Raw genomic sequence first — 26,618 nt, 5'->3', positions numbered from 1 at the left:
TGCCCTGAACTCCCTGTTGTTCACGACCGGACCCCATGCCCCGGCCTCACGGCGGATCAGCACATGCTACCACAGGCGCCGCGCCAGGACGCCATGTTGCGCCCCGGCCCTGCGTCACCTCAACCGTCGACATGGCCGCCAGTAGCGCTGGCGTCACGCCGCCGCCATCCCCAAAGCCGCCAGCCCGATGAGCGTTTCGCCGCGATGCGACCCAAGGCCAGCCCCACGATTGACCAAGGCGGGCCGGCGTCAACCCGTCTGGGCGGGCGGCAGGATCTTGCCGGGGTTCATCAGATTGGCCGGATCGATCGCCGCCTTGATGGCCCGCATCACGTCCAGCGCGTCCGCGCCGTGCTCGGCGGCCATGAACTTCATCTTGCCCTGGCCGACGCCATGCTCGCCGGTGCAGGTGCCGCCCACCGCCAGCGCCCGCGCCGCCAGCCGCTCAAGGAAGCCCTCGATCGCCTTGCGCTTCACGGGATCATCGACATCGAAGAACGGCTGGGTATGGAAATTGCCGTCGCCGACATGGCCGACGGTGCCGCCGGCGATGCCAAGGCTCTCCAGATCGCGCGCCGTTTCCTCAACGCAATCGGCGAGATGCGAGATGGGCACGCAGACATCGGTGGCGAAGGTCAGCATGCCCGGATTGGCGGCGCGCCCCGCCCAATAGGCATCATGACGGGCCTGCCACAGCCGGGTGCGATCCTCGGCGCGGGTCGCCCACTGGAACGGCCCGCCGCCCAGCCCCTCGGCGATCTCGCCAAAGCGCTCGGCCTGCTCTTTCACCGAAGCGTCGGAACCGTGGAACTCCAATAACAGCATCGGCGTCTCGGGCAGGTCGATCTTCGAATAGGCGTTGACCGAGCGCACCGAGGCGGCGTCGAGCAATTCGATGCGCGCCACCGGGATGCCCGACTGGATGGTCTGGATGGTGGCGTCGCAGGCGGCGTGGACGGTAGGGAACGGGCAGCATCCGGCTGAAATCGCCTCGGGAATGCCATGCAGCCGCAAGGTGATTTTGGTGATGACGCCGAGCGTGCCTTCCGAGCCAACGATCAGCCGCGTCAGATCATAGCCCGCGGCGCTCTTTTTGGCCCGCGTGCCGGTGTGGATCACCCGCCCATCGGGCAGCACCACTTCGAGCGCCAGCACATTCTCGCGCATGGTGCCGTAGCGCACGGCGTTGGTGCCGGAGCAGCGGGTGGCGGCCATGCCGCCAATCGAGGCGTCCGCGCCGGGGTCGATCGGGAAGAACAGCCCGGCGTCGCGCAGATATTCGTTTAGCTCCTTGCGGGTCACGCCTGGCTCGACCACCACGTCGAGGTCTTCGGCGTGCATGGCGATGATCGCCTTCATCCGGCTGGTGTCGATGCAGACGCCGCCGAACGGCGCGTTGACGTGCCCTTCCAGCGAGGTGCCCGTGCCATAGGGGATCATCGGCACGCCATGGGCGGCGCACAGCCGGACGATCTCCACCACCTCGCCGGTATTGTCCGGGAACACCACCGCATCCGGCGGCTGGTTGCCCTGCCAGGTCAGCGTATTGGCGTGCTGCTCGCGAATGGTCTCATTGACCGTGAACCGCTCGCCAAACCGTTGGCCCAGGGCGGCGAGCACGACGGCAAGCCCCTGCTGGTCTGATGCAGCCGTCGCCTGGACATCCGCGTTCATCGCCGAACCCCTCATCTCGTTGCACTAATACCAGAACCCGCTGGGTATGACTCATCGGGTTCTGGTTAAGCCCGTGCGGCGCCTGAGCATGTCAGGATGCGGATGCGTCAGCACCTTCGCATCCTGGTATAAGGCCAGGCGGCGCTCCACCCCGAACATCCTGCCTGGCCTAAGCTGGTTTGCCAAATCTGGATTGCCCAAGCCGCCTTGCAAATATTGGCCGGCAAATCTTGCGCTGGCGCGCGCCAGCTCGCAAGCCGTTGCAAGGCCATGTAAGGCGCCTGGCGAGCCAAAACGGCGCGCCAAGAGCGCAGGCTTCAGCCGCCGATCGCCACCACCGGCTTGCCGATATTCTCGCGGCGCAGCATGCGGGCAAGCAGGGCGGGGGTTTCTTCCAGCGGGAAGGTGGCGCTGGGCTGCGGGGCGATGCGGCCTTCACGCACCAAAGCGATCATCCGCTCAAAAATGGCGCGCGCCGCATCCTTTTCGGCCCGCACATGGCCGCCCCAATCGACGCCAACGATGCTGGAGCGCTTGAGCAGGGGCAGGTTCAGCGGAATCTTCGGAATCTCGCCGCCGGCGAAACCGATCACCAGATGGCGGCCGCCCGGCGACAGGCAGCGGAACGCCGTCTCCGACCACTGTCCGCCCACCGGGTCATAGATCACCGTGAGCTTGCGGCCGTCGAGGGTGGCTTCCAGCGTTTTGCGCCACTCGGGCTGGCTGTAATTGACGGTGAGATGGGCGCCCGCCGCAACGCAGGCCGCCAGCCGCTCGTCCGACGAGGCGGCGGCGATCACCGTCGCGCCGAGCCCCTTGGCCACATCGATCGCCGCCATGCCGACGCCGCCCGAGGCGCCGAGCACCAGCACGGCCTCGCCGGGCTGCAGATGGCCGCACATCTCAAAGCCATAGATGGCGGTGGAATAATTCACCAGGGCCGCAGCTGCGGCGTCGGAGCTGAGCTGCTCCGGCAGCGGCACGCATTGGGCGGCGTACACCACGGCCTTCTCGCTCAGGGCGCCGCGCTCGGCCAGGGCCATGACCCGCTGGCCAATCAGCGCTGGCGAGACCTGCTCGCCCACCGCCACCACCGTGCCGGCCAGTTCGCTGCCGGGAACAAATGGCAGCGGCCGCTTGACCTGATAGGCGCCGCGCACCACGAGGCCGTCGACATAGCCGAGGCCCACCGCTTCAACGGCGATGATGGCGTCATGCGGACCCGGAACCGGCTCGTCAATGTCGGCGATGACCAGATTATCCGGATCGCCATAAGCCAGACACTGCACTGCCCTCATGATGTTCTCCCCCGATCGTTTGATGAGCGCCATGCCTGTTCCGCCGCGCGGTCCTGACGTCACCGCCAGTCTGGCCTGCGGCTGGCGGGGCGCCAAGAAGCCTTGTCTGCGGTATGACCCGGCAAGCGGGCCGGAGGCAAGCGCCGCCGCGACGCAAAAAAACCGCCTTGGGCATGGCTCTGCCGGGCAGTTCAATATGCGTCGTGATGGACGGCGCGAATGATATGCGCCCGCGCGCTGGCCCCTGTCAGCACAGGCCCGTGGCGCAGGGGCGCAACATGCCAGGCTGGTTCTGTTGTTCCAGCCGCTGAATCTGCTGTTGCTGGCGCATATATTGCTGCTGACCCTGCTGCTGCATCTGCTGCATCTGCAAATCCTGCTGCATCGAGCGGTTCATCTGCTGCAGGGTCTGTTCCTGGCGTTGGTTATAGCCCTGCGTGACGCCCTGGGCCAAAGCCGGGGCGGCGCTCAACGCCCACAGCGCCGCAGCGGCGGCCAGCGCGGCGGCGGCGGCGCCAAGGGCCACCAGCCGGCGCAGGCGCGCCTGCTCCTCGCGCGAAATCGCCCGGGCCCTGACCTTGCTGCGCGCGCCGTGGCGGCGCCGCGCCTCAGCCTCACCTGCGTCACGCAACATCTGCTGGCTGTAACGGTCGGCCATTGTTCTCATCCCGCATGCCCGCCCGGCTTGCCCGCGCTGTTAGGCGCCGTTCACCGTGGCTTCCTCCTGAATATAGAAGCGCGCGCGTGAATTCCCAGCGTCTGCGACGAAAAACCCCAAAGCGCATGCAACGTCATCACCCGACGCAAGGGCGCTTAAGTCGACGCCTATAGCCGCCCGCCTTTTATACCAGGATGCGAAGATGCTGACGCATCCGCACCCTGAAATGCTCAGGCGCCGCACGGGCTTGGCCAGAACCCGATGAGTCACGCTCATCGGGTTCTGGTAATACGCGCCCCCATGGTCCATGCCGCCGCGCTCGACTTTCGTTCCCGTTATGGTCCAAGGTCCTGTTGCGTCAGCCCTGTGACGAATCAACTGGCGGCGGCGGGGCGGCGCGCCCATATGACGGATTCGGCCGGTCTCGCGCCGCAGGCATGGCGGCGGCAAGCCCGCCAGGGATGACGCGCTGGCGCGAACGCCCTATGCATCATCCGCCGCAAGCGCCTTTGCCGCCCGAGGGCGGTGTTCAGGTTGCGGCAATGGCGCCCAATCCACGTCGTCGCACCACTGGCGCGGCGACAGCCAAGGGAAGCACATCAGGTCGATGCAAGGTTCTGACGACAACTCCGGCCACAGCCCGGCGCCTGCCTACACTCCGCGCGAGGGCGGCATCGCCGCGCGCGCCCGCGCCGCGGCGGGCGGCGATGCGCCTGTCGCCGCCGTGGCGCCAGGCGCAGCAGCCAGCTGGCTGGAGGGGCTGAACCCGGAGCAGCGACGGGCGGTCGAGACAACTGAGGGGCCGCTGCTGGTGCTGGCTGGCGCCGGCACCGGCAAGACCCGGGTGCTGACCACCCGCATCGCCTATATTCTGGCGCGCGGCCTCGCCATGCCGTCGCAGATCCTCGCCGTCACCTTCACCAACAAGGCGGCGCGCGAGATGAAAGAGCGCATCGCCCATCTGGTTGGCCCCGCCGCCGAAGGCATGCCGTGGCTCGGCACCTTCCACTCCATCAGCACCCGCCTGCTGCGCCGCCATGCCGAGCTTATCGGCCTGAAGCCCAGCTTCACCATCCTCGACACCGACGACCAGATCCGCCTGATGAAGCAGGTGCTGCAGCTGGAAGGCGTCGACGAAAAGCGCTGGCCGCCACGCCAGCTGGCCAATCTGATCGACGGCTGGAAGAACCGCGCCCTGAGCCCGGCGCAGGTCCCGGCTGGCGAAGGCGCCGCCTTCGCCAATGGCCGGGGCACGAAGGTCTACGCCATGTATCAGGAGCGGCTGAAAACCCTCAACGCCGCCGATTTTGGCGATCTGCTGCTGGAGACCATCCGGCTGTTCCGCGAGAATCCGGATGTGCTGGCGCAGTATCAGCAGCGCTTTCGCTACATGCTGGTCGACGAGTATCAGGATACTAATGTCGCGCAATATCTGTGGCTGCGCCTGCTCGCCCAGGGCCGCGACCCCGCGCACCGCAATCTGTGCTGCGTCGGCGATGACGACCAGTCGATCTATGGCTGGCGCGGCGCCGAGGTCGACAATATCCTGCGTTTCGACCACGACTTCCCCGGGGCCGAGGTGGTGCGGCTGGAGCTGAATTACCGCTCCACCGGCCACATCCTGCACGCCGCCTCCGAGCTCATCGCCCGCAACGAAGGTCGCCTCGGCAAACGCCTGCGCACCGAGGATGTGGACGGCGAGAAGGTGGCCATCACCGGCGCCTGGGATTCCGAGGAAGAAGCCCGCCTCGTCGGCGAAGAGATTGAGGCGCTGCAGGCGCGCGATCATTCGCTCGGCGAGATGGCCATCCTGGTGCGCATCTCGGCCCAGATGCGCGAGATGGAAGACCGGCTGGTGCAGCTTGGCGTGCCCTATCGCGTCATCGGCGGCCCGCGTTTCTATGAGCGGCTCGAGATCCGCGACGCCATGGCCTATCTGCGCTGCGTCGTCTCGCCGGCTGACGATCTGGCGTTCGAGCGCATCATCAACACGCCGAAGCGTGGCCTCGGCGACGCCACCTTGCAGGTGCTGCACAGCCACGCCCGCGCCGCGCGCATCCCATTGATGGAAGCAGCGCGCTTCCTCGTGGAAACCGAGGAACTGAAGCCGAAGCCGCGCAAGACCATCCGCGATCTGCTCAGCGACTTTGGCCGCTGGACCGCCGCCGCCAGCCGTATGCGCCAGGGCGAGCTGGCCGAGCTGGTGCTGGAGGAATCTGGCTACACCGAGATGTGGCGACGCGACCGCTCGGCCGAATCCAGCGGCCGCCTCGACAACCTCAAGGAACTGGTGCGCTCGCTGGAGGAGTTCCCCGACCTGCAGAGCTTCCTCGAACATGTGTCGCTGGTGATGGAAGCGGCGGATGGCGACACCGGCGAGCGCGTCTCGCTGATGACCCTGCACGCCGCCAAGGGGCTTGAGTTCGACACGGTGTTCCTGCCGGGCTGGGAGGAAGGGCTGTTCCCCAACCAGCGGGCGCTGGATGAGAGCGGCCGCGCCGGGCTGGAGGAGGAGCGTCGCCTCGCCCATGTCGGCATTACCCGCGCCCGCAAGCGCGCCCGCATCTATTTCGCCAGCAACCGCCGCATCCATGGCATGTGGAACGCCACCATTCCCTCGCGTTTCATTGATGAATTGCCGGAAAGCGCCGTGGAAGTTCTGGATGCGCCCGCGTCCTATTCTTACGGCGGCTACGCCAGCAACCAGGGCTATGGCCAGAGCCGCTTCGACCGCGCCGCCGGCGGCTATGCCGGGGCCGCCGAAACCGCCCCCTCCAGCTACGCCACCCCCGGCTGGCAGCGCGCCCAGGCGCGTGGTTTTGGTCAAGGCGGTTTTGGCCAGAACGGCGCAGGCAGCTTTGGCGGCGGCTCTCAATTCGCCGCCGGGCGCGGCGCCGGTCATGGCAAGGGATTTGGCAAGGGGTTTGGCAAAGGCGGCCAGCGCGGCGGGCCGGTGATCGAGGGCGAACTGGTCGCCCGCTCCACCGGCGTCTCGGCCTTCGCCGTAGGCGCCCGTATCTTCCACCAGAAGTTCGGCCCCGGCCTCGTCGCCATCGTCGACGGCAACAAGCTTACCGTGGATTTCGACAAGGCTGGCCGCAAAACCGTGCTCGACAGCTTCGTCGAGGCGGCGGGCGGCTGACGCCAGCGCGTGGTGAGGTTGACGCAAGGGCATGAAGCCCTGGCGTAAACCATGCGCAAAACTAGCCGGGAATTGAGCGGGAAACGGATTGCACGTCGCGGCAAAACCACGGCAGAGTGCGTTAACGCATTGTTCACCTTTTTCGCAGCCAGGCGGACGCGGACGCCGCAAGGCCGCGCAATGGCCACAATAGAGCGTCACCGCTCACCGACGTTATCAAGGAGATTCCGAATGGCGAACATCCCACAGGCTTCTGACGCAGGCGACGCCAGCACCCTTCCGGCTCTTGGCCTGCGCTGGGCTGCTCTGCGCGGCATGCTGGGCTCGCCGCTCATCGACGCCGACGACCAGCGTGAGCTGCGCCGCGAGCTGCTGCAGGAACTGAAGACCGTCGAGCAGTCGATGTCGCGTGTCTCGGCCCGCAGCGGCCTTGAGCTGTCGACCAAGATCGACGTGCTGGCCCAGGCGCTGCGCGAGCTCACCTTCCCCGATGGCCGCAGCGCCCTCGACCTGCTGGAAAGCATTCGCGGCGACGTCACCACGCTGGTGCCGCGCAACGCCGAGAAGTCGACCCATCTCAGCCGTGGCCCGGTGCTGCAGCGCCCTGCCGACGCCGCGCCCGCCGCGACCGGCCCTGCCAGCACGCCGTCCAGCAGCAGCTGAGCCAGCGGCGCCGCGTAACACCAGACCCCGATGAGCGCAACGCATCGGGATCTGGCCAAGCCCCTGCGGCGCCTGAGCATTTCAGGATGCGGATGCGTCGGCATCTTCGCATTCTGGTATAACATAGTGGACCGCGCTCACGCGGCGCGCCACGCCTGCCGATGCTCCCGCCGCGCGTCCCTGACGCGCGGCGTTTGCGTTGGCGCTGGCAGGCTTAACCTGTCTGCAGCGCCCGGTTGGGCGACCTCATTTCAGCCGCCATACCTGTCTTCGTAGCGCTGGGCCGGCTCAGACCGGCCGGGTCGCCTGCCAAAGCCAGTGCCGGCTGGCTTCGCCGGTCATGGCCGGGGCCAGCGCCTCGTGCACGCGCTCGTGGTAATCGTTGAGCCAGGTCCGCTCGGCCTCGCTGAGCAGCGCGGGCTCCACCAGGCGGATATCAATGGGGGCCAGGGTCAGCGTCTCGAAGCCCAGCATCGGCCGCTCGGCCCCGTCGATGACACGCTCCTCGACCACCAGCAGGTTTTCGATGCGGATACCCCAGGCGCCGGCCTTGTAATAGCCCGGCTCGTTGGACAGGATCATCCCCGGCTCCAGCGCCACATTGCCGAGGCGCGAGATGCGCTGCGGCCCCTCATGCACCGACAGGAAGCTGCCGACGCCGTGGCCCGTGCCATGGTCAAAATCGAGCCCCGCCTCCCACAGCGGCCGGCGGGCGAAGCTGTCGATCTGCGCCCCCCAGGTGCCTTTCGGGAAAATCGCCGTCGCCACGGCGATATGCCCCTTGAGCACCCGGGTGAAGCGGTCGCGCATCTCATCATCTGGCTCGCCCACGGCGATGGTCCGGGTGATGTCGGTGGTGCCGTCGCGGTATTGGGCGCCGGAATCGATCAGGAACATCCCCTCGGTGATGGCGGCGTTGCTGTCTTCAGTCACCCGGTAATGCACCACGGCGCCGTTCGGGCCGGCGCCGGAGATGGTCGGGAACGACACATCCTCCAGCACATTGGTCTCGCGCCGGAAGGTCTCGAGCGCCGCCACCGCGTCGATCTCGGTAAGATCACCAGCTGGCGCCGCGCCGTCGAACCATTGCAGGAACCGGGCCACCGCCACGCCGTCGCGCAAATGGGCGGCGCGGGATCCGGCGATCTCGACGGGGTTCTTGCGCGCCTTCATCAGCGTCAGCGGGTCATCGCCAATATCCGCCTCGCCGCCGGCATCCCCGTGCCCGTCGCGCACGATGTCGGCGAGGGCCGAGGCGGCGGTGGCGGCGTCGAGGCGGATGCGCGCGCCGCCATCCGCCAGCTGCGCCAGCCGTTCGGTGAGCATGGCCGGCGGCGACATCCTGGCCAGCGGCGTCAGGGCCGCCGTGACCTCCGGCGTCAGCTTGCGGCCATCGATGAACAGCTCCGCCTCGCCACGCAACGGCACAAGCGCATAGCCAAGCGCCAGCGGCGTATGCGGCACGTCGGAGCCGCGAATATTGAACAGCCAGGCCAGATTGTGCGGATCACTGACCAGCAGCGCGTCGACGGTTTCGCGCGCCAGCGCCTCGCGCAGGCGCTGCAGGCGCTCGGCGGCGCCCTCGCCGGCCAGCGCCTGCGGATGCAGCCGCACGGCGCCGCAGGGCGCCGCCGGCCTGTCGGTCCAGATGGCGTCCACGGGATTGTGCGCCGCCGGCGTCAGCGTCCCGCCCGCGGCCGTCGCCGCCGCCGCCAGGCGCCGCACAGCGGCTGGCGTGTGCAGCCATGGGTCATAGCCCAGCTGCGCTCCGGCCGGCAGATTGGCGCGGATCCACGCTTCCGGGCTCATGTCGAGCAGGGGAACCACGGCGATCACTCCGGCATCCACCTGGGCCGGCGCCTGCAGCACGTAGCGGCCATCGACAAACAGCGCCGCCCGGTCGGCCAGCACCACCGCAGAGCCAGCCGAACCGGTGAAGCCCGTCAGCCAGGCCAGCCGCTCGGCGTTGGCCGGCACATATTCGCCCTGATGCTCATCGGCGCGCGGCACGACGAAGCCGTCGAGGCCATGGCGACGCAGTTCGGCGCGCAGGGCTGCGAGGCGCTCCGCTCCGGCGGCGCCGTCGGCGCTGTCGCCAAAACCCTGAAACATCGCCTGAAACATTCCGCACTCCCTGCATCCGCCAGACATCAGGCCACTTGCGCCAACGCAAGCCATCCGCCCTGGCCCGCAGCGATATGGCCGCAATCAACTGGCTGACGCAAGGCCAGCGCCACACGCCCAAAGCTCAGCGTTTCATCGCCCTGAGGCGCAGCTTCCGGCGTCAGCGGGGCGCTTGCGTACGCCCTGCCCCGCACGTCGTACTGATGCGTACGGAATGCGGAAAGTAATGTACGAAACTTTTTCTGTTTTAAAACACAAATATGACAGTTTTTTCTGTAACCATCTGACATGCACAAGGGTAATGGGCGCCATGCTTTAAGATGACTACTGGACGGACCCAATTGGGCCTACATAGGCTGCATACAAGAACAAGAGGAACGCTGGGGCTGTCTTTCAGATGTGGAGATAGACCAATGGCCACCGCTACGCTTACCAACGTTTCAGTCAAGTCCGCCGCCCGTTCGGCGAACACCGTCAGCTTCGGCTCCGCCCTTCGTTCGTTCTTCGCCGGTTTCGGCGGCGCGGGCGCCATGGGCGATACGCTGCAGGTCGCAGCGCAGCTCGGCCCGGAGCAGCTCAAGGAAGTCGGCGGCTTCCAGGATCTCGAGACCGGTCTGGTCTACGGTTCGCAGCGCTGAAACAATTCCTGCGGCACGGCGCGGCATATCATGCGCCGCCGCAGTATTCGCTGAACCAACACTGTCGGCGCGCTGCATAGCGCGCCAATGCATGGCCCGAAATCCGTGATGTCCTTGTAGACGTCTGGATGTTCGGGCTTTTGCATGTCTGGAGCCCGCAAGACCGGCATGGCCGCGCATCGCGGGTCTGGGGCCGCTGGAAGTCGGCGCCTGACAGAGGTCGATCGGCGTGACCTGACAAAAACAGCCGGCGCGATGGCCGGCTGTGTCGTCAAATGGGTACGGGCGTCGCGCACACATAGTTTGCGGGCAAGCTTCTCGTGCGGAGGAGCCATTGTGCGCAGCTTCTGGCGCACAACTGTCGGGCGCTGCTGCGCCTCAACCCTGCCCGAGGCCGTCAGCCCCGCCTTTCGGTCGCACCCCCTGAAGCGCCAGAGAAGGTCGCGCGCCGCCCCGTCAGGATCGGCGCGCCCTTATCCGTTCAGTGCTTCGGGCGTGGCGACGCGCCGCCGCGGCGCAGCACCAGGCAGGCCCAGCCTTCGCGATCGGTGCGCTCGTGCAGATACAGCCCCTGGGCGCGATAGGCGGCGAGCACGCCTGGCACGTCGCGGGCCAGCAGTCCCGACAGCACCAGATTGCCGTCAGCCGCCAGCACCCCGGCCAGATCATGCGCCATCAGCCGTAGCGGTCGGGCGAGGATGTTGGCGAACACCATCTCAAAGGTGCGGCCGCGCGCCAGCGCATGCTGCACGCCAGGCGCCACGTAATAGCTGACCAGATCGGCCACGCCATTGGCTTTGGCGTTATCGATGGCGACGTCAATGGCGGTGGGGTCGAGGTCGCCGGCGGTCACCGGCAGCCGCAGCCATTTGGCGGCGGCGATGGCCAGAATGCCGGTGCCAGTGCCCACATCGAGGATCGAGGCCGGTTTGCGCCGGTTGGCCAGCCGCACCAGCGCGTCGAGACAGCCCGAAGTGGTGCCGTGATGGCCGGTTCCGAAGGCCAGCGCCGCCTCGATTTCGAGGCCGACGTCATTGGCCTTGACCACGTGCCGGTCGTGGCTGCCATAGACCAGGATGCGGCCAGCCCGCACGGGCTTCAGCCCGTCGAGCGAGGCGCGCACCCAGTCCTGCTCACGAATGTCGTCAAACACGGCATGGTCTGCGGCGTCGCCGACCACCGGGCGGATGATGTCGATGATCATCGCTTCATCCGGCGGATGGGCGAAATAGGCTTCGAGCAGCCAGCCCTCGTCCGTCTCGAAGGCCGAGACGGCGGTCTCGACGGGATCAAAAATCTCGCCAAGAATTTCGGTGGTCCGGCGGGCGCTGCGCTCGTCGGTGGCGAGGCGCATGATGCGCGTAGCCTTGTGGGGTTGCAGTCCTTCGATCATGGCCAGGCCGTTAGCACAGCCAGCGCCGCGCCGCGAGGCGAAAACATGGCGCACCCAGCGCGCCCCCCGCCCCGGCCTGATGGCGGTGAGCTGCGGCAAGCCCCAGCTGATCTCGGGATTGCCCGCCGCCATTACATCTGCAGCCAGTCGAGCAGCGCGGCGTTGACCGCGTCGGGCCGCTCGAGCGTGGCGAGATGGCCGCAGTCGGCGATCACCTCCAGCCGCGAACCAGGGATCGCCGCGTGCATCTCCTGCGCCCGCTCCGGCGGGGTCAATTGATCGCGATCGCCCACCAGCACCAGCGTCGGGCAATGGATGGCGGCGAGCGTCGGGCGCGAGTCGGGCCGCGCCATGATCGCCCGCTGCTGCCTTGCGTAAGCGCTGAGGCCGACCTGGGCGTTCATCGCCCGGTAGACGGCGCGCAGGGCTGCGTCATCGACCCGTTGCGGATGCACGGCGCGCGGCCAGTTCTCCCGCACCAGGCCGTCGAGGTCGCCCTGCTCGGCCATGGCGATCGCCGCAAGCCGTCGCGCCGCCACCTCGGGCGTATCGGCAACCGCCGCCGTGTCGAGCAGGGCCAGCCGCGTCACCCGCGCCGGGGCCATGCGCATGATGGCGAAAGCGAGGTAGCCGCCCATCGACAGGCCAGCCAAAGCGAATTGCTGCGGCGCCGCCGCCAGAATGGCGCTGGCGATGGCGTCCATGCTGTCGCCGTCGAGATGATTGGCCACCTGCACCGGCCCATGCGGCCATAGCGCCGGCGTTTGCGCCTCATAGAGCAGTGCCGAGCACCCGAGCCCCGGGATCAGCACAATTGGTTCGCCCATGCCCCACTCCCCCCGACCAGGGCCGCATCGTCAGCCCAGACTCTGCTGGCCTGCGCGCAGCTTGAGCCACACTGATCGCGCCACACTGCCCCGAAATCATCGACATTCCAATGATCAGGCGGCACACTTTGGCAAAGCCCGCCGGAGGGCGCAGCGCGACCGGCCCCGTCTGACCCTGTCAGCGGGCGCGCAAGGCGCGCCAATGGAGGACGACGCCCATGCTGAAGCACATCGACCGGGTTGCGCTCGCAACCCCGGATGCGCGCGCCACGGCGCAGAACTGGATCAGCCTGCTCGACGCCGAGATCGCCGGCGAAGACCGGGTGGACGCCCTGTCGGCCCGGCGCACCCTGTTGCGCACCGCCCAGGGCTTCGTGGAGCTGCTTGAGCCAGATGGCGCTGGCCCCGTCGCCGCAGCGCTGGCGGCGCGCGGTCGCGCCCACATGTTCGCCGCCGGCGTCTCGTCTCACAACGTCGCCATGGCGAAGCAATTGCTCGCGGAGCGCGGCGTCGCCGCCGCTAGCAGCAATGGCTAGCTGTTTCTGGAGCCAGCCTCCATGCGCATCCCCGGCCTCAGGGTGATCGTCTCGCCACATGAGGAGCGCAGCGCCGTGGGGCTGCTCGACTTCTTTTATGAGGCGACGCTGCTCGACCCCGCGCCGGAGCTGACCTCCGCCCGCTTCGCCAGCCTGTTCAGCCTCGACCGCAGCATCGAATCGCCCATCGTCTCGGAGACCTTCGGCTATGAGGGCATCCTCACCCTGTTCCAGCCTGGCCAATTGCACCGCTTTGAGGTGATCAATCCGGTGAAGCCAGACACCACCATGGCCCGGCAGATGCACAAGCACGGGCCGGTGATGTACATGGCCTTCGCAGAATCGGCGCGGATCGGCGAGATCGAGGCGCGGGCGCGGGCCGCCGGCGTTGGCGTCACCGTCGATCGCCCGGCGGGCCGCGCGCCCGACAAGATGCCCGACCAGCTGTGGCTGCATCCCGACACGCTGGGCGGCATGATGCTGGGCGTGTCGCGTCCGGGCATGGCCTGGACGTGGTCCGGCGCGCCGGAGCGGGTCCCGGCGATCGACTGACGCCAGGCTGCGACTGACGCTGACGCATCCGCATCCTGTCATGCTCAGGCGCCGCAAGGGCTTATCCAGAACCCGACCTGTCATGCTCATCGGTATCTGGTATGACGCTTCGGCGCCGTGGCTGGGCTAATCGCCAGCCTGTCATGGACAGCCTGTGATGGCTTTAGCCCATTGCACGTCGGCATGACGGAGCTTTCCGCCTTGCCCCTCTGCCTGTCGCGGAGTATGCGATCGCCATGTCCCAGAACGATCAGACCGTCGACCAGACCAGCGCCGGAGCGCCGCAGGCCAGCAAGGCGCAAAACCGCCCCAAGGCGCGGCTGGCGCGTGGCTTCATCGATCGCGGCCCCGCCGAGATCGCCGCCAGCGCCCGCATGCTCGATAAAATCCGTGAGACCTATGCGTTTTACGGCTTCGATGCGGTGGAGACGCCGTTCATCGAATATACCGACGCGCTCGGCAAGTTCCTGCCGGACCAGGATCGGCCGAATGAAGGCGTGTTCTCGTTCCAGGACGATGATGAGCAGTGGCTGTCACTGCGCTATGACCTGACGGCGCCGCTGGCCCGTTACGTCGCCGAGAATTTTGACGCGCTGCCCAAGCCCTACAAGAGCTATCGCTGCGGCTGGGTGTTCCGCAACGAAAAGCCCGGCCCAGGCCGCTTCCGCCAGTTCATGCAGTTTGACGCGGACATCGTCGGCGCGGCCTCGGTCGCCGCCGACGCCGAAGTCTGCATGATGGCCGCCGACACGCTCGACGCCCTCGGCCTCAAGGGCAAATACGTCATCCGCATCAATAACCGGAAGGTGCTGGATGGGGTGATGGAAGCCATTGGCATCGGCGGCGACGCCAATGCGGCGCGGCGGCTGATCGTGCTGCGCGCCATGGACAAGCTCGACAAGGTCGGCGTCGACGGCGTGCGCGACCTGCTCGGCAAGGGCCGCTGGGAGAACCCGGAGGCCAAGAGCGGCGACTTCACCAAGGGCGCGGAGCTTACGCCAGAGGCCGCCGAGCGGGTGCTGGCCGTGCTCGCCGCCCGTGGCGACAGCAACAGCGGCACGGTGGCGGCGCTGGCCGAGGCTTTCGCCGACACCGCGACTGGCGGCGAGGGCTGCGCTGAACTGGCCGAGATCGCCGGCCTGCTGGCGGCGGCGGGCTATGACGATGGCCGGGTCATCATCGACCCCTCCGTTGTGCGGGGCCTGGAATATTACACCGGCCCGGTGTTCGAGGCCGAGCTGACCTTCGAGGTCAAGGACGACAAGGGCCGCCCCGTGCGCTTCGGCTCGGTAGGCGGCGGCGGTCGCTATGACGGCCTCGTTGGCCGTTTCCGCGGCGAGGACGTTCCGGCGACGGGCTTCTCCATCGGCGTCTCGCGGCTGATGGCGGCGTTGTTGGCGGTGCAGAGCCCGGTGGTGGCGGTTGAGAAGCCGCTCGGCCCGGTGGTGATCCTCGTGCTCGACAAGGACCGGCTGGCCGATTACCAGGCCATGCTCAGCCAGTTGCGCGCTGCCGGCGTGCGCGCCGAGCTGTATATGGGCCAGGCTGGCATGCAGGCGCAGATCAAATATGCCGACAAGCGCAGCAGCGTCTGCGTCGTCATCCAGGGCAGCAATGAGAAGGACAAGGGCGAGGTCACCATCAAGGACCTGCGCCTCGGCGCCACCATCCGCCAGATCAAGGATCGCGAGACCTATCTGGCCAAGCAGGCCGAAGCCCAGTTCGCCGCCTCTGAGGGCGAGCTGGTCGCCGCCGTGCAGCGGGTGCTCGCCCGCTACGCCTGAGGGCGCCGCCTACCGACACCCCTTGCCGCCGGCCCCGTGGACAACGGTCGCCGGCGGCGCCGTTTCCTGATACACAGGCGCCGCCGGCCAGCCCTCTGGCCCAGGCCCCAACATGCGACGCCGCCTTCCGGGCCGGCGCTACAGGTGAAGAGCGATGTCGCCGCAGCTGACCGACGAACCAGCCACGCAGCAAGCCTGCGCCAGTCTCCTGGCGCTGTTCGCACGCGAAGGCTACCACCGCGTCGAGCCGCCGGTGCTGCAGCCCGCCGAGGTGTTCCTCGACCTGTCCGGCGAGGACATTCGCCGCCGCCTGTTCATCACCGCCAGCGGTGACGGCGCCGAGCTGTGCCTGCGGCCGGAATACACCATCCCGGTGACGCGCATGGCGGTCGCCGCCCGGGCGCGCGGCGGGGCGTTTTTGAGCAATGTGAGCTATCTCGGCCCGGTGTTCCGGCTGCGGGCTGGCGAGACCGGCGAGTTCCCCCAGGCTGGCGCGGAGTCTTTTGGCCGCGACGACAAGGGCGCCGCCGACGCCGAGATGCTGGCGCTGGCCATGGAGGCCACCACCACGCTCGGCCTGCGCAATCCTGCCGTGCGGCTCGGCGACATGGGCCTGCTGACCGCCGTGGTCGAGGCGCTGGGCGCCGACGCCCCGACCCGCCGCCGCCTGCTGCGCGGCGTCGCCGCTGGCCAGCCGCTGGCCGCCCTGGCCGATGACACCGCCGCCGATGGCGATTACGCCGGTCTGCTCGGCGCGCTCGAGGGCCAGGACCCGCGCGCCGCCCAGGCCTTTGTCGAGGATGTGCTGACCATCGCCGGCATCACCACGGTCGGTGGTCGCAGCGCCAGCGACATCGCCCGGCGCTTTCTCGCCCGGGCCGAGCGCCGGGCTGCGGCGCTTGGTGGCGAAAAGCGCGCCATCCTGGAGCGTTACCTCGGCATTTCCGGCAACCCGGACGATGCGGTGATCGCCCTGCGCCAGCTGGCCAGCGACACCGGCCTCGCCATTGACGCCGCCATCGACCAGTTTGAGGAGCGGCTTGGCTTCTTCGCCGCTCGCGACGTGCCGGTGGAAAGCATCGCCTTCTCGGCGACCTTCGCCCGCAATCTCGATTATTACTCGGGCTTCATTTTCGAAATCGACGACCCGCTGCGCGCCGACCGCCGCCCGGTCGCCGCTGGCGGCCGCTATGACGGCCTCGCCGAGCGGCTGGGCGCCGCAGAGCCGCTGCCCGCCGTGGGTTGCGCCGTCTGGCTCGACCGTTTCGACAGCCTGACCCTGACCGCCTGATCCGGGGAAACCGCCATGTCCGCCGATACCCCGCTCGTCATCGCCGTCCCCTCCAAGGGTCGCCTGCAGGAGAACGCCGCAGCGTTCTTCGCCCGCGCCGGCCTCGAGATGCACCGCCCCGGCGGCGCCCGCGACTATCGCGGCGCCATCAAGGGCCTGCCTGGGGTCGAGGTGATGTTCCTGTCCGCCTCGGAGATCGTCTCGCAGCTGGCCAGCGGCGTCGCCCATCTCGGCATCACCGGCGAAGACCTGGTGCGCGAGCAGGTGCTCGACGCTGATACCGCCGTGGAGATGCTGACGCCGCTCGGCTTCGGCAACGCCAATGTGGTGGTGGCCGTGCCGCAGGCGTGGATCGACGTCCGCACCATGGCCGACCTCGACGACGTCGCCTCCGACATGCGGGCCCGCACCGGCGCGCGCATGCGGGTGGCGACCAAATATATCAATCTGACGCGCGGCTTCTTCGCCGCCCATGGCCTCGCCGATTATCGCATCGTCGAGAGCCTCGGGGCGACCGAAGGCGCGCCCGCCGCTGGCTCGGCGGAGATCATTGTCGACATCACAACCACCGGCGCGACGCTGGCGGCCAATGATCTAAAAATCCTCGACGACGGCGTCATGCTGCGTTCCTGGGCCAATCTGGTCGCCTCGATGCGGGCCAGCTGGGGCCCCACGGCCCGCGCCGCCGTGCGCACCATCCTCACCCGCATCAACGCGGAAGAGGAGGCGCGCACCAGCCGCGAGGTGACGGCGATCGCCCCATCGCTCGACGCCGAAGCGCTGCAAAATCTGGCGGGGCGTTTCAGCGCCCGCCTGCCCTTCGGCGCGCCTGCCCATGACGCGCCAGCGACGCTGATCGTGCCGACGAAGCAGATGTTTGCGCTGGTCGAGGCGCTGACGGCGGCTGGCGCCGACCATGTCGGGGTGCGGAAGCTGGAATATGCCTTCCGCCGGGAAAACGCGCTGGCCGAGCGACTTTTTGCCCGGCTGGACCAAGTATAGCCAAAATATGCCGGTAAGCGGCGCTTCAGGCTTGAACTGAGCTGGACGGGCCCGGCGTAAAACGCAGGGCCCAACCGGCTCTTGACCGGGCGATGCTTGCAAAGTCAGCGATATTGCTGGAAAAGTCGCAGCAGCCGCTGCGTATCACGGCCCGGACGGGCATGGCTACGCTGGACCGGATTTTGCGAACAACGCGGCGGGTCGCGAGGAGCGGTCTGTTTGAGGGAGTGGATGCACGTGACGACAGTTCGCCTTGCACTGACAGCAGCAGCCGCAGTTCTGGCGGCTGGCGCGATGACGCTTACGACAGCGGATGCGCAGCAGCGTGGGACGCAGACCGCGCCGCTCCAGCCCAAGAAGATCGAGAAGAACTTCCCGCTCGGCAAGAACTGGGTCGCGGTCAGCCTGAATGGCAAGCGCTATGGCGGCGCCGAGAAGCCGTCCTTCGTGCTTGACTCGCAGTTCCGCGCCCGTGGTTTTGGCGGCTGCAACACCTTCTCGGCGGTGGCTTTCCCGCTGCGCGACATGGGCATCGCCGTCGGCCCGCTGGCCCTCACCCGTCGCGCCTGCGACAAGGGAACGCTCGCGGCTGAAAACGCCTATCTGTCGGCCCTGCGCTACGCCCAGAAATGGGACATCGTCGGCGGCCAGCTGGTGATGAAGGGTCCGGCTGGCGAGCTGCGCTTCGACCGCACCTTCTAAGCGCCAGCCCCACACAGCATCTGGATCAAGGCCGGGTCTCGCCCGGCCTTTTTTCGTGCGCCGCTGGTCACGGCGCTGCCGTCGGTTGATGGCGCCGGGGCCGGAGCCGCATTGGTCGCCAATGAGGCTGCGGCGGCGCGGCCGCGTTGCAATTTGCCCGGGCTCACAGAGGCGCGGGCAAACTGCAATCACCGTGTTCGCGACGCAGCAAAGTCAGGCCGCCTTGCGGGACCCATGGCTTATTTTGAACGGCACCGGCCCGTGGTGGTGCGCTCACGATCGCCATCGTCATAGGCGATCGACAGCTTCTCGCTCTCCAGCGCCGTGATCCGGCCGGCGTACCAGTCGCCGCCGCCCTTGAAATTGCACTCGACCCGCGTGCCGACCTTCCAGGTGTAGGGACGGACATGGGCGCGCGTCAGGATCTCGCTGTCGCCGTCATCATATTTCACCGTGACCTGGTCGCCCGAGACCCGCACTGCCACGCCAGGGAACCAATATGGCCCATTATTGAACCGCCCCAGCACCCAGTCGCCAGCATTGAGCGCCTGCGCTGGCGTCGCCAGCGCCGCGGCGCCGAGCATCAGCGACAGCCCCATGGCCACGGTCGCACGAATTGATGTCATTTGCCCCCCTCGCCGGCTGCGTGACCATCACGCCCTGTGCCGGACACTTGCTTGTGCCACCGCATAAGCATGGGCATGACCTTGCGTCCATAAGGGAAAGGGCGCCGAATGCGCTTGTCCGCACCTCAGTCGCTGCGTCAGCCCGACAGGGCGGCGCGTCACGACTTGGCCCGTCGTCATGCAGGTGCAGGTCACGGGCATCCATGTCCATAAACAACCGGGTCACCGGCTAAACGCCGTCTGCGCCCTGGACAGGCGCAGACGGCGCGCTGAGGCCTAGCGGTGATCGCGCGGTTCGAACAGGCGCGCGCCGATGTTGGCCATGTCGATGCGGCGGGCGTGCAGTGCGTGCAGCGTCGAACGGTGGCCGATCGAAACGATGGTGGTGTTGGGCAACTCCCGCGCCAGCAGACCGTAAGACACCGCTTCCAGCCCCTCGTCCATGGCCGAGGTCGCCTCATCGAGGAACAGCCAGTCCGGCTTGGCCAGCAGCGCCCTCGCCAGCGCCAGCCGCTGCTGTTCGCCGAGCGACAGGGTCTGGGCCCAATGGCCCTCCTCTTCAAGCCGTGCGGCCAGATGCGGCAGTTGCACCACCTCCAGCGCCGCGCGCATGTCGGCGTCGCTCCAGGCGTCGGGCGCCGAGGGATAGGCCACCGCCTCGCGCAATTTGCCGATGGGCAGATAGGGGCGCTGCGGCAGCAGCAACAGGCTCGCACCCTTGGGCAACAGGATCTCACCCTCGCCAAACGGCCAGATGCCGGCGATCGCCCGGAACAGGGTGGATTTGCCGGAGCCGGAGGGGCCGGTGAACAGCGTGGTCTCGCCTGGGCGCAGCGACAGCGCGTTGACGGAAACGATCGGCTGGCCGTCCGGCAGGTCGAGCGTCAGCTTCGGGATCACCAGATTGCCATCGCCCGCGGCGACACGCCGGATCTTGCTGGCCTCGGTTCCAGTGTGGCGGGCAAGCTCGACCGCGCTGGTGAAGGTGGTGAGACGGTCGACCACCGCCTTGTAATCGGCCAACGTGGCGTAGGCGCTGATGAAGAATGACAGGCTGTCGCTGACCCGGCCAAAGGCGCCGGCGGTCTGCTGCATGCCGCCCAGCGTGACCTTGCCGGCGAAGTAATAGGGCGCGACCAGCACATAGGGAATGACGTTGCTGATCTGGCCATAGGCTGCGGTGACGGCGGTCAGCTTCTTGGTGCGGCTGACAATGGCGAGGAAATTGCCGACCACGGCGCCAAAGCGTCCGGCCAGATGCTGCTTTTCAGCCGGCGCGCCGCCGATCAACGCAACCTGTTCGCCATACTCGCGCAGGCGGGCCAAAGCGAAGCGGAAGTTCGCCTCATATTTCTCCTGCTCGAAGTTAAGATTAATCAGCGGCTTGCCGACCGTGTGCGTGATCCAGGTGGCCACCACCGCGAAGATCAGGGCGCCCCACAGCAGGAAGCCTGGCACCTGCACGGACGTGCCGGGTAAGGTGAAATCGGCGGACAATTGCCACAACACCACCGCGAAGGACGCCAGAGTGGTGACCGACGACAACAGGCCAAGGAACAGCGTCATGGTGCTGAGGATAAAGGAATCAATATCCTGCTGGATGCGCTGGTCGGGGTTATCAGCGCCATGGCCGAGCAATTGCATGTGATAATGCGCATTATCATCCAGCCAGTGGCCGACATAACGCTCGGTGAGGAAAGCGCGCCAGCGGATGCGCAGATAGGATTTCAGCGCATATTGGTAGATGGCCGAGACAATGTAGATCACCGCCCAGAACAGGAACACGGTGAGCAGCAGGGTCCAGAAGCTCGCTGCGTCCTTGTTCTGAATGGCGTTGAACCAGTCGCGCGAGAAATACGAAATCCGCACATTGATCGCCACCAGCGCAAATTCGATGGCGATGATCACAACCGCAAAGCCAAAGGCCAGCACCCGTTGCTGCACCTGGAAGGGAGCCAGCGGCCAGAGCCTGACTGTAGTCAATTCGCGTGAGATGAAATAGGGCAGCGCTAGCCGCCAGATATCGACCAGAGCCTGTTTCAGTCCGTGCATGGTGTCCGCCCGCTGGGGCGCAGCGTCAGAGCAGACCTGAGCCGGTCCGTCAGCGCCGCCCTGAGAAAAATTGCTGCTCCCCTGTGGTCAGGCGTAGCGCGCCGCATAGCTGTAACCAGCCGCAGCCGCCCCCTGCCCCGCCAGGGGTCGAAAGGCTTTCAGCATCAGTGGAGTGATGGGACGCCGAAGGCGCGCGCCGGAGCGGCGCCTCTGCGTTCACGCGGGAACACGCGCCTGCGAGGCAGCCAGGCGGCCTGCATCAACGTGATCGTCACCTGTCGCCACATCTATCCGGCTTGCTGCCGATGACCACAATCTACGCGATCCACAGGTCAATCGCGTGTTAAATTTTGGTCATTTCGGGGGCAGAGCGCCGGCGGCATCGTGGAGCAGATTATCGAACCGCCCACGGCAAACAAAAACGCGCTCCGGAAGGAGCGCGTTATTCATGGCGTGCAAGAATTGGCGGCCAATCCCGGCAGTTGCAACCGTACAACGGGCTGACCGGATCAGCGCATCCGCCCGAACGCTGGCTGGTTCGCAGCCTCGCGCCTACCGGCGACTTGTCAGCCGATCATTTGCCGAACAGATGCCAGGCGATCACGGCGCAAACGGCGACCCCCAGAATCAGCGCCCAGAAAACACCAGCGACCGGGCTGTCGACGTCATCGTTCTGCATTGTACACCTCTTCAGCATCTGCGGTGAGCGTCAGGGCCGCACCCGGCCCCCACGACCAAATTTCTGTTCGGCCAGCGCGCGGGCCAGCCGGAGCGCACGGCGCATCCGGGGCGCGCGTCGCCGCATGTGTCGACGCCGCCCGCAACTCCAGCACAATTCCAGAATGTCCTAGCGTCTTGTGCGGCTGAAGGCAAACGCCGCCACGGCGAAAACGCAGCGAAAGCGTGATTGCGCACGAACTGGCGGCATACAGAAGGCGACCATACTGACGCGCGGTTGCGTCTGGCTGGCTGCGACCACCGGGAGGTATCGGCTACATGCATATTTCAAACACCGCGCCGCCGTGAGCAAAACATTGTCTGCGATGGCTACACGGATCAGCCCGTGGGCCCCGTGGGCGATGTGGCAGCCCCTTGGGGCATGTCGTGCCTCACTCATACCAGGATGCGAAGATGCTAACGCATCCGCATCCTTGATTGCTCAGACGCCGCACGGGCTTGACCAAAGTGCGATCAATCGTGCGCACCGCACTTTGGTATCAGGCGGCGCCATCGCCTGCGGCCCCGGCGCTGTCGAGCGCGCATAAAAAAGGCCCCGGCAAACGCCGGGGCCCCATGTCAGTTGGCTGGGCTGGATCAGAAGTCCATGCCGCCCATGCCGCCCATGCCGCCAGCCGGCATGGCCGGAGCCGCGTCCTTCTTCGGCGCGTCAGCGACCATCGCCTCGGTGGTGATGAGCAGACCAGCGACCGACGCAGCGTCCTTCAGGGCGGTGCGGACGACCTTGGCCGGGTCGACGATGCCAGCCTGCAGCATGTCGACGAACTCTTCGGTCTGCGCATTGAAGCCGAAGGTGTTGCTGTCGACGTTCTCAAGGATCTTGCCGACAACGATCGAGCCTTCCACGCCGGCGTTCTCGGCGATCTGGCGGATCGGAGCCTCAAGAGCGCGCGAGACGATCTTGATGCCGGCGCGGATGTCGGCGTTGTCGCTGTCCAGCTTCTGGACGGCGCCCTTGGCGCGCAGCAGGGCGGTGCCGCCGCCAGGGACGATGCCTTCTTCCACCGCAGCGCGGGTGGCGTTCAGGGCGTCGTCAACGCGGTCCTTCTTCTCCTTGACTTCGACTTCGGTCGAGCCGCCGACGCGGATCACGGCCACGCCGCCAGCCAGCTTGGCGAGACGCTCCTGCAGCTTCTCACGGTCGTAGTCCGAGGAGGTCTCCTCGATCTGCGCCTTGATCTGGGCGACGCGGGCCTCGATGTCCTCGCGGGCGCCCGAGCCGTCGATGATCGTGGTGTTTTCCTTCTCGATGCGGATGCGCTTGGCGCGGCCCAGCATGTCGAGGGTGACGTTCTCGAGCTTGATGCCGAGGTCTTCCGAGATGGTCTGACCTTTGGTCAGGATCGCGATGTCCTCGAGCATGGCCTTGCGGCGATCGCCGAAGCCCGGAGCCTTCACAGCCGCAACCTTCAGGCCGCCACGCAGCTTGTTGACGACCAGGGTGGCCAGAGCCTCGCCCTCGACGTCCTCAGCGATGATCACCAGCGGCTTGCCGGTCTGCACGACAGCTTCCAGCACCGGCAGCAGCGACTGCAGCGACGACAGCTTCTTCTCGTGGATCAGGATGTAGGGATCTTCGAGGTCAGCGACCATCTTCTCGGCGTTGGTCACGAAGTACGGCGACAGGTAGCCGCGATCGAACTGCATGCCCTCGACGATTTCGACTTCGGTGTCAGCGGTCTTGGCTTCTTCAACGGTGATGACGCCGTCGTTGCCGACCTTCTGCATCGCGTTGGCGATTTCCTGACCGATGAACGCGTCGCCATTGGCCGAGATGGTGCCGACCTGAGCGATCTCGGAGCTGTCCGACACCTTCTTGGCGCGGGCGGCGATGTCTTCCAAGGCCGCAGCGACGGCCAGATCGATGCCGCGCTTCAGGTCCATCGGGTTCATGCCGGCGGCGACAGCCTTGGCGCCTTCCTTCACGATGGCCTGGGCCAGAACGGTGGCGGTTGTGGTGCCGTCGCCAGCCTTGTCGTTGGTCTTCGAGGCCACTTCGCGCACCATCTGGGCGCCCATGTTCTCGAACTTGTCAGCCAGCTCGATTTCCTTGGCGACCGAGACGCCGTCCTTGGTGATGCGCGGCGCGCCGAAGGACTTCTCCAGCACGACGTTGCGGCCCTTCGGGCCCAGGGTCACCTTGACGGCGTTGGCGAGGATGTCGACGCCGCGCAGCATCTTCTCGCGTGCTTCACCACCGAATTTTACTTCCTTGGCAGCCATGTGCTTGCTCCTGTTGTCCAGGTCCTGTGGCGCCAGCGACGGCCCTTGCCTGTCGCGCGCCTGCGGGACCCCGAAAATTCACTGTTGCTGGGAATACGGAACCATCGGGCCAGCCCTCAGGCCAGCGCCAGCGTCAGGGCTGATCAGCCAACGACGCCGAGGATGTCCGACTCCTTCATGATCAGCAGGTCTTCACCGTCGATCTTGATCTCGGTGCCCGACCACTTGCCGAACAGGACGCGGTCGCCAGCCTTCACGTCGAGCGCAACCAGCTTGCCCTGATCGTCACGGGCGCCGGCGCCCACGGCCACAACCTCGCCCTCCTGGGGCTTTTCCTTGGCGGTGTCGGGGATGATGATGCCGCCCTTGGTCTTCTCTTCGCCTTCAATGCGACGAACGACGACGCGATCATGCAGCGGACGGAACTTCATGGACCATTCCTCTTGATAGAGCGCGGGACGCGCGAGGTGCAATAAATGGGATCGTTAGCACTACCTGAAGGCGAGTGCTAACTGCCCTCCGGAGATAGGACTGCCCCCTTGGTGTGTCAAGGATGGCAAAAGCGGCCGATCGGCATTTTTTTGATACGGCCAGCCCTGGGCCGGCGACTTGGCGAACGGAAGCCTTTGCCATGGCTGCGGTTTACCCCAGCTGCACAATGCGCCATGTTCGGTGACAGAACAGTGACGCCACGCCATGCGCGGTCCGGACGCGGCGCGGACCAGGGCCAGGGAAGTTTTGGCGAGCAGGCTTGAGTGAGCAGTCTTGGGTGAGCAGGCCTGGGCGAGCCGGATTTGGTGAGCAGGCCTGGGTGCAGGCTTTCGGCGTGCAGGCGGGCGCTGGCGCGACCTGCGGGCAATGGCCCGCGGGCTCGTGCATGGCGCCTGGTGAGGCGACCCAGGCCGCGACCGTGCCTGACTGCCGCCAGATCACCTGCCTGCGCCACGGGCGGATGACGGTTTCGCTCATCAGCATGACGCGCATGAGGGAGACGCCAGCATGACTGTCGCCACACGCCCGCCAGCAAGCGCCGATGCGCTGGAGCCAGGCGCGCCGGAATCAGGTCTGATGGCCCAAGGGCATCTGTGCGCCTGCCTGCAAGCCCGCATGACCGCCCGGGCGCTGACGCGCATGTATGATGAGGCGCTGCGGCCGACGGGGCTGAAGGTGACGCAACTGTCGCTGCTCGCCGCCATCGCCCAGGGCGTCCCCGGCTCGATCAGCGCCCTCGCCGACCGGCTGGCGCTGGAGCGCACCACGCTCACCCGCAATCTCAAGCTGCTGGGCGACGCCGGGCTGATCGCCCCGCGCCCGGGCGCCGGGCGCGCCGTCGCCCATGAATTGACCGATGCGGGGCGTGAGGCGCTGGCGCGGGCCGCCCCCCTGTGGCGCAAGGCCCAGGACGCGGTGGAGGCCGCCATGGGCGAGGCCGGCTGGCGCGAGGCAGGCCTCAGTCTGCGCGCCCTGCGGCGCGCCGCCCGTGACCAGACGGGCGCGCCAGGTGCCGCCGCGACGCACGCCGATGCGACGTCAAACAGGCCGACCAGCCGCTGAACCGGCGCCCAACGCGGAGCGCGCTGTGATCGGCGCCGGACAGCGATGTGCGTGAGACTCACTGACGCGCGGTCGCCATACCGCGCGGCCCGTCGCAGTTGCGCCGCGGGAACTGATGCGCCCCCGACGCATTGTCATGAGGGGGCTTCCCCAACTGCCGCCGCTGTCGATGGCGCAGCATGACCTTGAACCCAACGTCAGGGAGAGCAGCATGACCGGCGATATGGGGTGTCCTGGGTGGGCGACCTCTCCCGGGGCTGACGCCGACAGGGGCCCGATTGGCTGGCTGACCCGCCCCACCTCACCCATGTCACGACGGACGTTTGCTGCGGCGCTGGCCCCGGTTCTGTTCGTCGGGGCCATGCTGGCGGCGTCCGCCGCTTACGCCCAGGATTACGCTGATCGCAGCTACGGAGGCTACGGCGCGCCGCCTGCAGGCCACTGGCGCTATGGCGCGCCGGACCTTGACGGCCAGGGCTATGGCTCGTGGTCGGACGGCGAAAGGCCGGCAACGCGACGCGGACGCAGCAACGCGCGGAGCTACGGTGGCGCGTCCCAGCAGCTTGACGACCAGTCTGCCTATGGCGGCGCCTGGGGCCATGACGACGCCTATGGCGCCACACAACAGGCTGTCGATCCGCGCTTTCAGCGCCAGATCATCCAATGGCGTGGCGGCGAGAGCCCCGGAACCATCATTATCGATACCCGCCGCAAATTTCTTTATCTGGTGCAGGGCGACGGAACGGCGATCCGCTACGGCATCGGCGTCGGTCGCGAGGGCTTCCAGTGGAAGGGCAGCCAGCGCATTTCCATGAAGCGCGAATGGCCGGACTGGCGTCCGCCAAAGGAAATGCGCAAACGCCGCCCTGACCTGCCGGTGTTCATGCCCGGCGGGCCCGATAACCCGCTCGGCTCGCGCGCCCTTTACCTTGGGGCCACGCTGTATCGCATCCACGGCACCAACGAACCCAACACCATCGGCCAGAACGTCTCCTCAGGCTGCATCCGCCTGACCAATGAGGACGTCATGGACCTGTATGACCGCGTCCGCGTCGGCGCGAAAGTCGTGGTGATGTAGGGCGGCCGAACAGATAACGCGCGCCCGAAGGCGCGCGTCACCATAACATTCATTGTCGCCATG

Annotated in this window: 21 protein-coding genes; 11 read left to right on the top strand and 10 right to left on the bottom strand. The window is 67.1% G+C overall.

What is annotated here, in order from left to right; translation table 11 throughout:
- Positions 1–249: 249 nt before the first annotated feature.
- From AC6A67_RS10820 to AC6A67_RS10810, 3 genes are all read right to left on the bottom strand, one after another.
- Positions 250–1,674 carry an FAD-binding oxidoreductase gene (locus AC6A67_RS10820; RefSeq protein WP_498036567.1) on the bottom strand — a complete coding sequence of 475 codons (1,425 nt, stop codon included), beginning with the start codon at positions 1,672–1,674 and terminating at the stop codon, positions 250–252.
- 317 nt (positions 1,675–1,991) lie between these two features.
- On the bottom strand, positions 1,992–2,972 hold the full coding sequence (locus AC6A67_RS10815) for an NADPH:quinone oxidoreductase family protein (RefSeq protein WP_498036566.1): 981 nt from the start codon (positions 2,970–2,972) through the stop codon (positions 1,992–1,994).
- A 247-nt stretch (positions 2,973–3,219) separates the two neighbouring features.
- Entirely contained in the window at positions 3,220–3,630 is a 411-nt protein-coding gene (locus AC6A67_RS10810; protein WP_498036565.1) for a hypothetical protein, read from the bottom strand.
- Between the two features lie 607 nt (positions 3,631–4,237).
- Here AC6A67_RS10810 and AC6A67_RS10805 point away from each other — a divergent pair.
- Positions 4,238–6,772: an ATP-dependent helicase gene (locus AC6A67_RS10805; protein WP_498036564.1), complete on the top strand. Its 2,535-nt coding sequence runs from the start codon at positions 4,238–4,240 to the stop codon at positions 6,770–6,772.
- A gap of 231 nt (positions 6,773–7,003) precedes the next feature.
- The gene (locus AC6A67_RS10800) at positions 7,004–7,435 is read left to right on the top strand and encodes a hypothetical protein (RefSeq protein WP_498036563.1); all 432 of its coding nucleotides are present in this window, start codon (positions 7,004–7,006) and stop codon (positions 7,433–7,435) included.
- Positions 7,436–7,723: 288 nt separating this feature from the next.
- Here AC6A67_RS10800 and AC6A67_RS10795 read toward each other — a convergent pair whose 3' ends face one another.
- Positions 7,724–9,559, bottom strand: a complete 1,836-nt coding sequence (locus AC6A67_RS10795) for an aminopeptidase P family protein (protein WP_498036562.1) — start codon at positions 9,557–9,559, stop codon at positions 7,724–7,726.
- Positions 9,560–9,972: 413 nt separating this feature from the next.
- On the opposite strand from AC6A67_RS10795, the gene AC6A67_RS10790 reads away from it, so the two are divergent.
- Complete coding sequence (locus tag AC6A67_RS10790; RefSeq protein ID WP_498036561.1) at positions 9,973–10,197, top strand: hypothetical protein; 225 nt, start codon at positions 9,973–9,975, stop codon at positions 10,195–10,197.
- A gap of 481 nt (positions 10,198–10,678) precedes the next feature.
- On the opposite strand, the gene AC6A67_RS10785 is transcribed toward AC6A67_RS10790, so the two are convergent.
- Positions 10,679–11,590 carry a 50S ribosomal protein L11 methyltransferase gene (locus AC6A67_RS10785; protein WP_498036598.1) on the bottom strand — a complete coding sequence of 304 codons (912 nt, stop codon included), beginning with the start codon at positions 11,588–11,590 and terminating at the stop codon, positions 10,679–10,681.
- 131 nt (positions 11,591–11,721) lie between these two features.
- A complete protein-coding gene (locus tag AC6A67_RS10780; protein ID WP_498036560.1) occupies positions 11,722–12,417 on the bottom strand; it encodes an alpha/beta fold hydrolase in 696 nt (231 codons plus the stop codon).
- Between the two features lie 218 nt (positions 12,418–12,635).
- On the opposite strand from AC6A67_RS10780, the gene AC6A67_RS10775 reads away from it, so the two are divergent.
- The 6 genes from AC6A67_RS10775 (at position 12,636) to AC6A67_RS10750 (ending at position 18,284) form a co-directional block, all read left to right on the top strand.
- Positions 12,636–12,953, top strand: coding sequence for a hypothetical protein (locus tag AC6A67_RS10775; protein WP_498036559.1), 318 nt, complete (start codon positions 12,636–12,638; stop codon positions 12,951–12,953).
- A gap of 21 nt (positions 12,954–12,974) precedes the next feature.
- The gene (locus AC6A67_RS10770) at positions 12,975–13,505 is read left to right on the top strand and encodes a hypothetical protein (protein ID WP_498036558.1); all 531 of its coding nucleotides are present in this window, start codon (positions 12,975–12,977) and stop codon (positions 13,503–13,505) included.
- A gap of 236 nt (positions 13,506–13,741) precedes the next feature.
- Positions 13,742–15,289: a histidine--tRNA ligase gene (gene hisS, locus AC6A67_RS10765; RefSeq protein WP_498036557.1), complete on the top strand. Its 1,548-nt coding sequence runs from the start codon at positions 13,742–13,744 to the stop codon at positions 15,287–15,289.
- A 154-nt stretch (positions 15,290–15,443) separates the two neighbouring features.
- Positions 15,444–16,580, top strand: a complete 1,137-nt coding sequence (locus AC6A67_RS10760; RefSeq protein WP_498036556.1) for an ATP phosphoribosyltransferase regulatory subunit — start codon at positions 15,444–15,446, stop codon at positions 16,578–16,580.
- A 15-nt stretch (positions 16,581–16,595) separates the two neighbouring features.
- On the top strand, positions 16,596–17,582 hold the full coding sequence (gene hisG / locus AC6A67_RS10755) for an ATP phosphoribosyltransferase (protein ID WP_498036555.1): 987 nt from the start codon (positions 16,596–16,598) through the stop codon (positions 17,580–17,582).
- A gap of 294 nt (positions 17,583–17,876) precedes the next feature.
- Positions 17,877–18,284 carry an META domain-containing protein gene (locus AC6A67_RS10750; protein ID WP_498036597.1) on the top strand — a complete coding sequence of 136 codons (408 nt, stop codon included), beginning with the start codon at positions 17,877–17,879 and terminating at the stop codon, positions 18,282–18,284.
- 239 nt (positions 18,285–18,523) lie between these two features.
- Here AC6A67_RS10750 and AC6A67_RS10745 read toward each other — a convergent pair whose 3' ends face one another.
- The 4 genes from AC6A67_RS10745 to groES form a co-directional block, all read right to left on the bottom strand.
- Complete coding sequence (locus AC6A67_RS10745; protein ID WP_498036554.1) at positions 18,524–18,910, bottom strand: tudor domain-containing protein; 387 nt, start codon at positions 18,908–18,910, stop codon at positions 18,524–18,526.
- 276 nt (positions 18,911–19,186) lie between these two features.
- Positions 19,187–20,962, bottom strand: coding sequence for an ABC transporter ATP-binding protein/permease (locus tag AC6A67_RS10740; RefSeq protein ID WP_498036553.1), 1,776 nt, complete (start codon positions 20,960–20,962; stop codon positions 19,187–19,189).
- Between the two features lie 1,314 nt (positions 20,963–22,276).
- Positions 22,277–23,923 carry a chaperonin GroEL gene (groL, locus tag AC6A67_RS10735; protein WP_498036552.1) on the bottom strand — a complete coding sequence of 549 codons (1,647 nt, stop codon included), beginning with the start codon at positions 23,921–23,923 and terminating at the stop codon, positions 22,277–22,279.
- A gap of 143 nt (positions 23,924–24,066) precedes the next feature.
- Entirely contained in the window at positions 24,067–24,354 is a 288-nt protein-coding gene (gene groES / locus AC6A67_RS10730) for a co-chaperone GroES (protein ID WP_498036551.1), read from the bottom strand.
- Between the two features lie 568 nt (positions 24,355–24,922).
- Between groES and AC6A67_RS10725 the strand changes: the two genes are divergently transcribed.
- Together AC6A67_RS10725 and AC6A67_RS10720 are read left to right on the top strand one after the other, a co-directional pair.
- Positions 24,923–25,477 carry a MarR family winged helix-turn-helix transcriptional regulator gene (locus AC6A67_RS10725; protein WP_498036550.1) on the top strand — a complete coding sequence of 185 codons (555 nt, stop codon included), beginning with the start codon at positions 24,923–24,925 and terminating at the stop codon, positions 25,475–25,477.
- Between the two features lie 211 nt (positions 25,478–25,688).
- Positions 25,689–26,555, top strand: a complete 867-nt coding sequence (locus AC6A67_RS10720; protein WP_498036549.1) for a L,D-transpeptidase — start codon at positions 25,689–25,691, stop codon at positions 26,553–26,555.
- Positions 26,556–26,618 lie beyond the last annotated feature (63 nt).

The sequence above is a fragment of the Camelimonas sp. FR25 genome (assembly GCF_059740505.1).
This window is presented reverse-complemented; position numbering and strand designations above follow the sequence as displayed.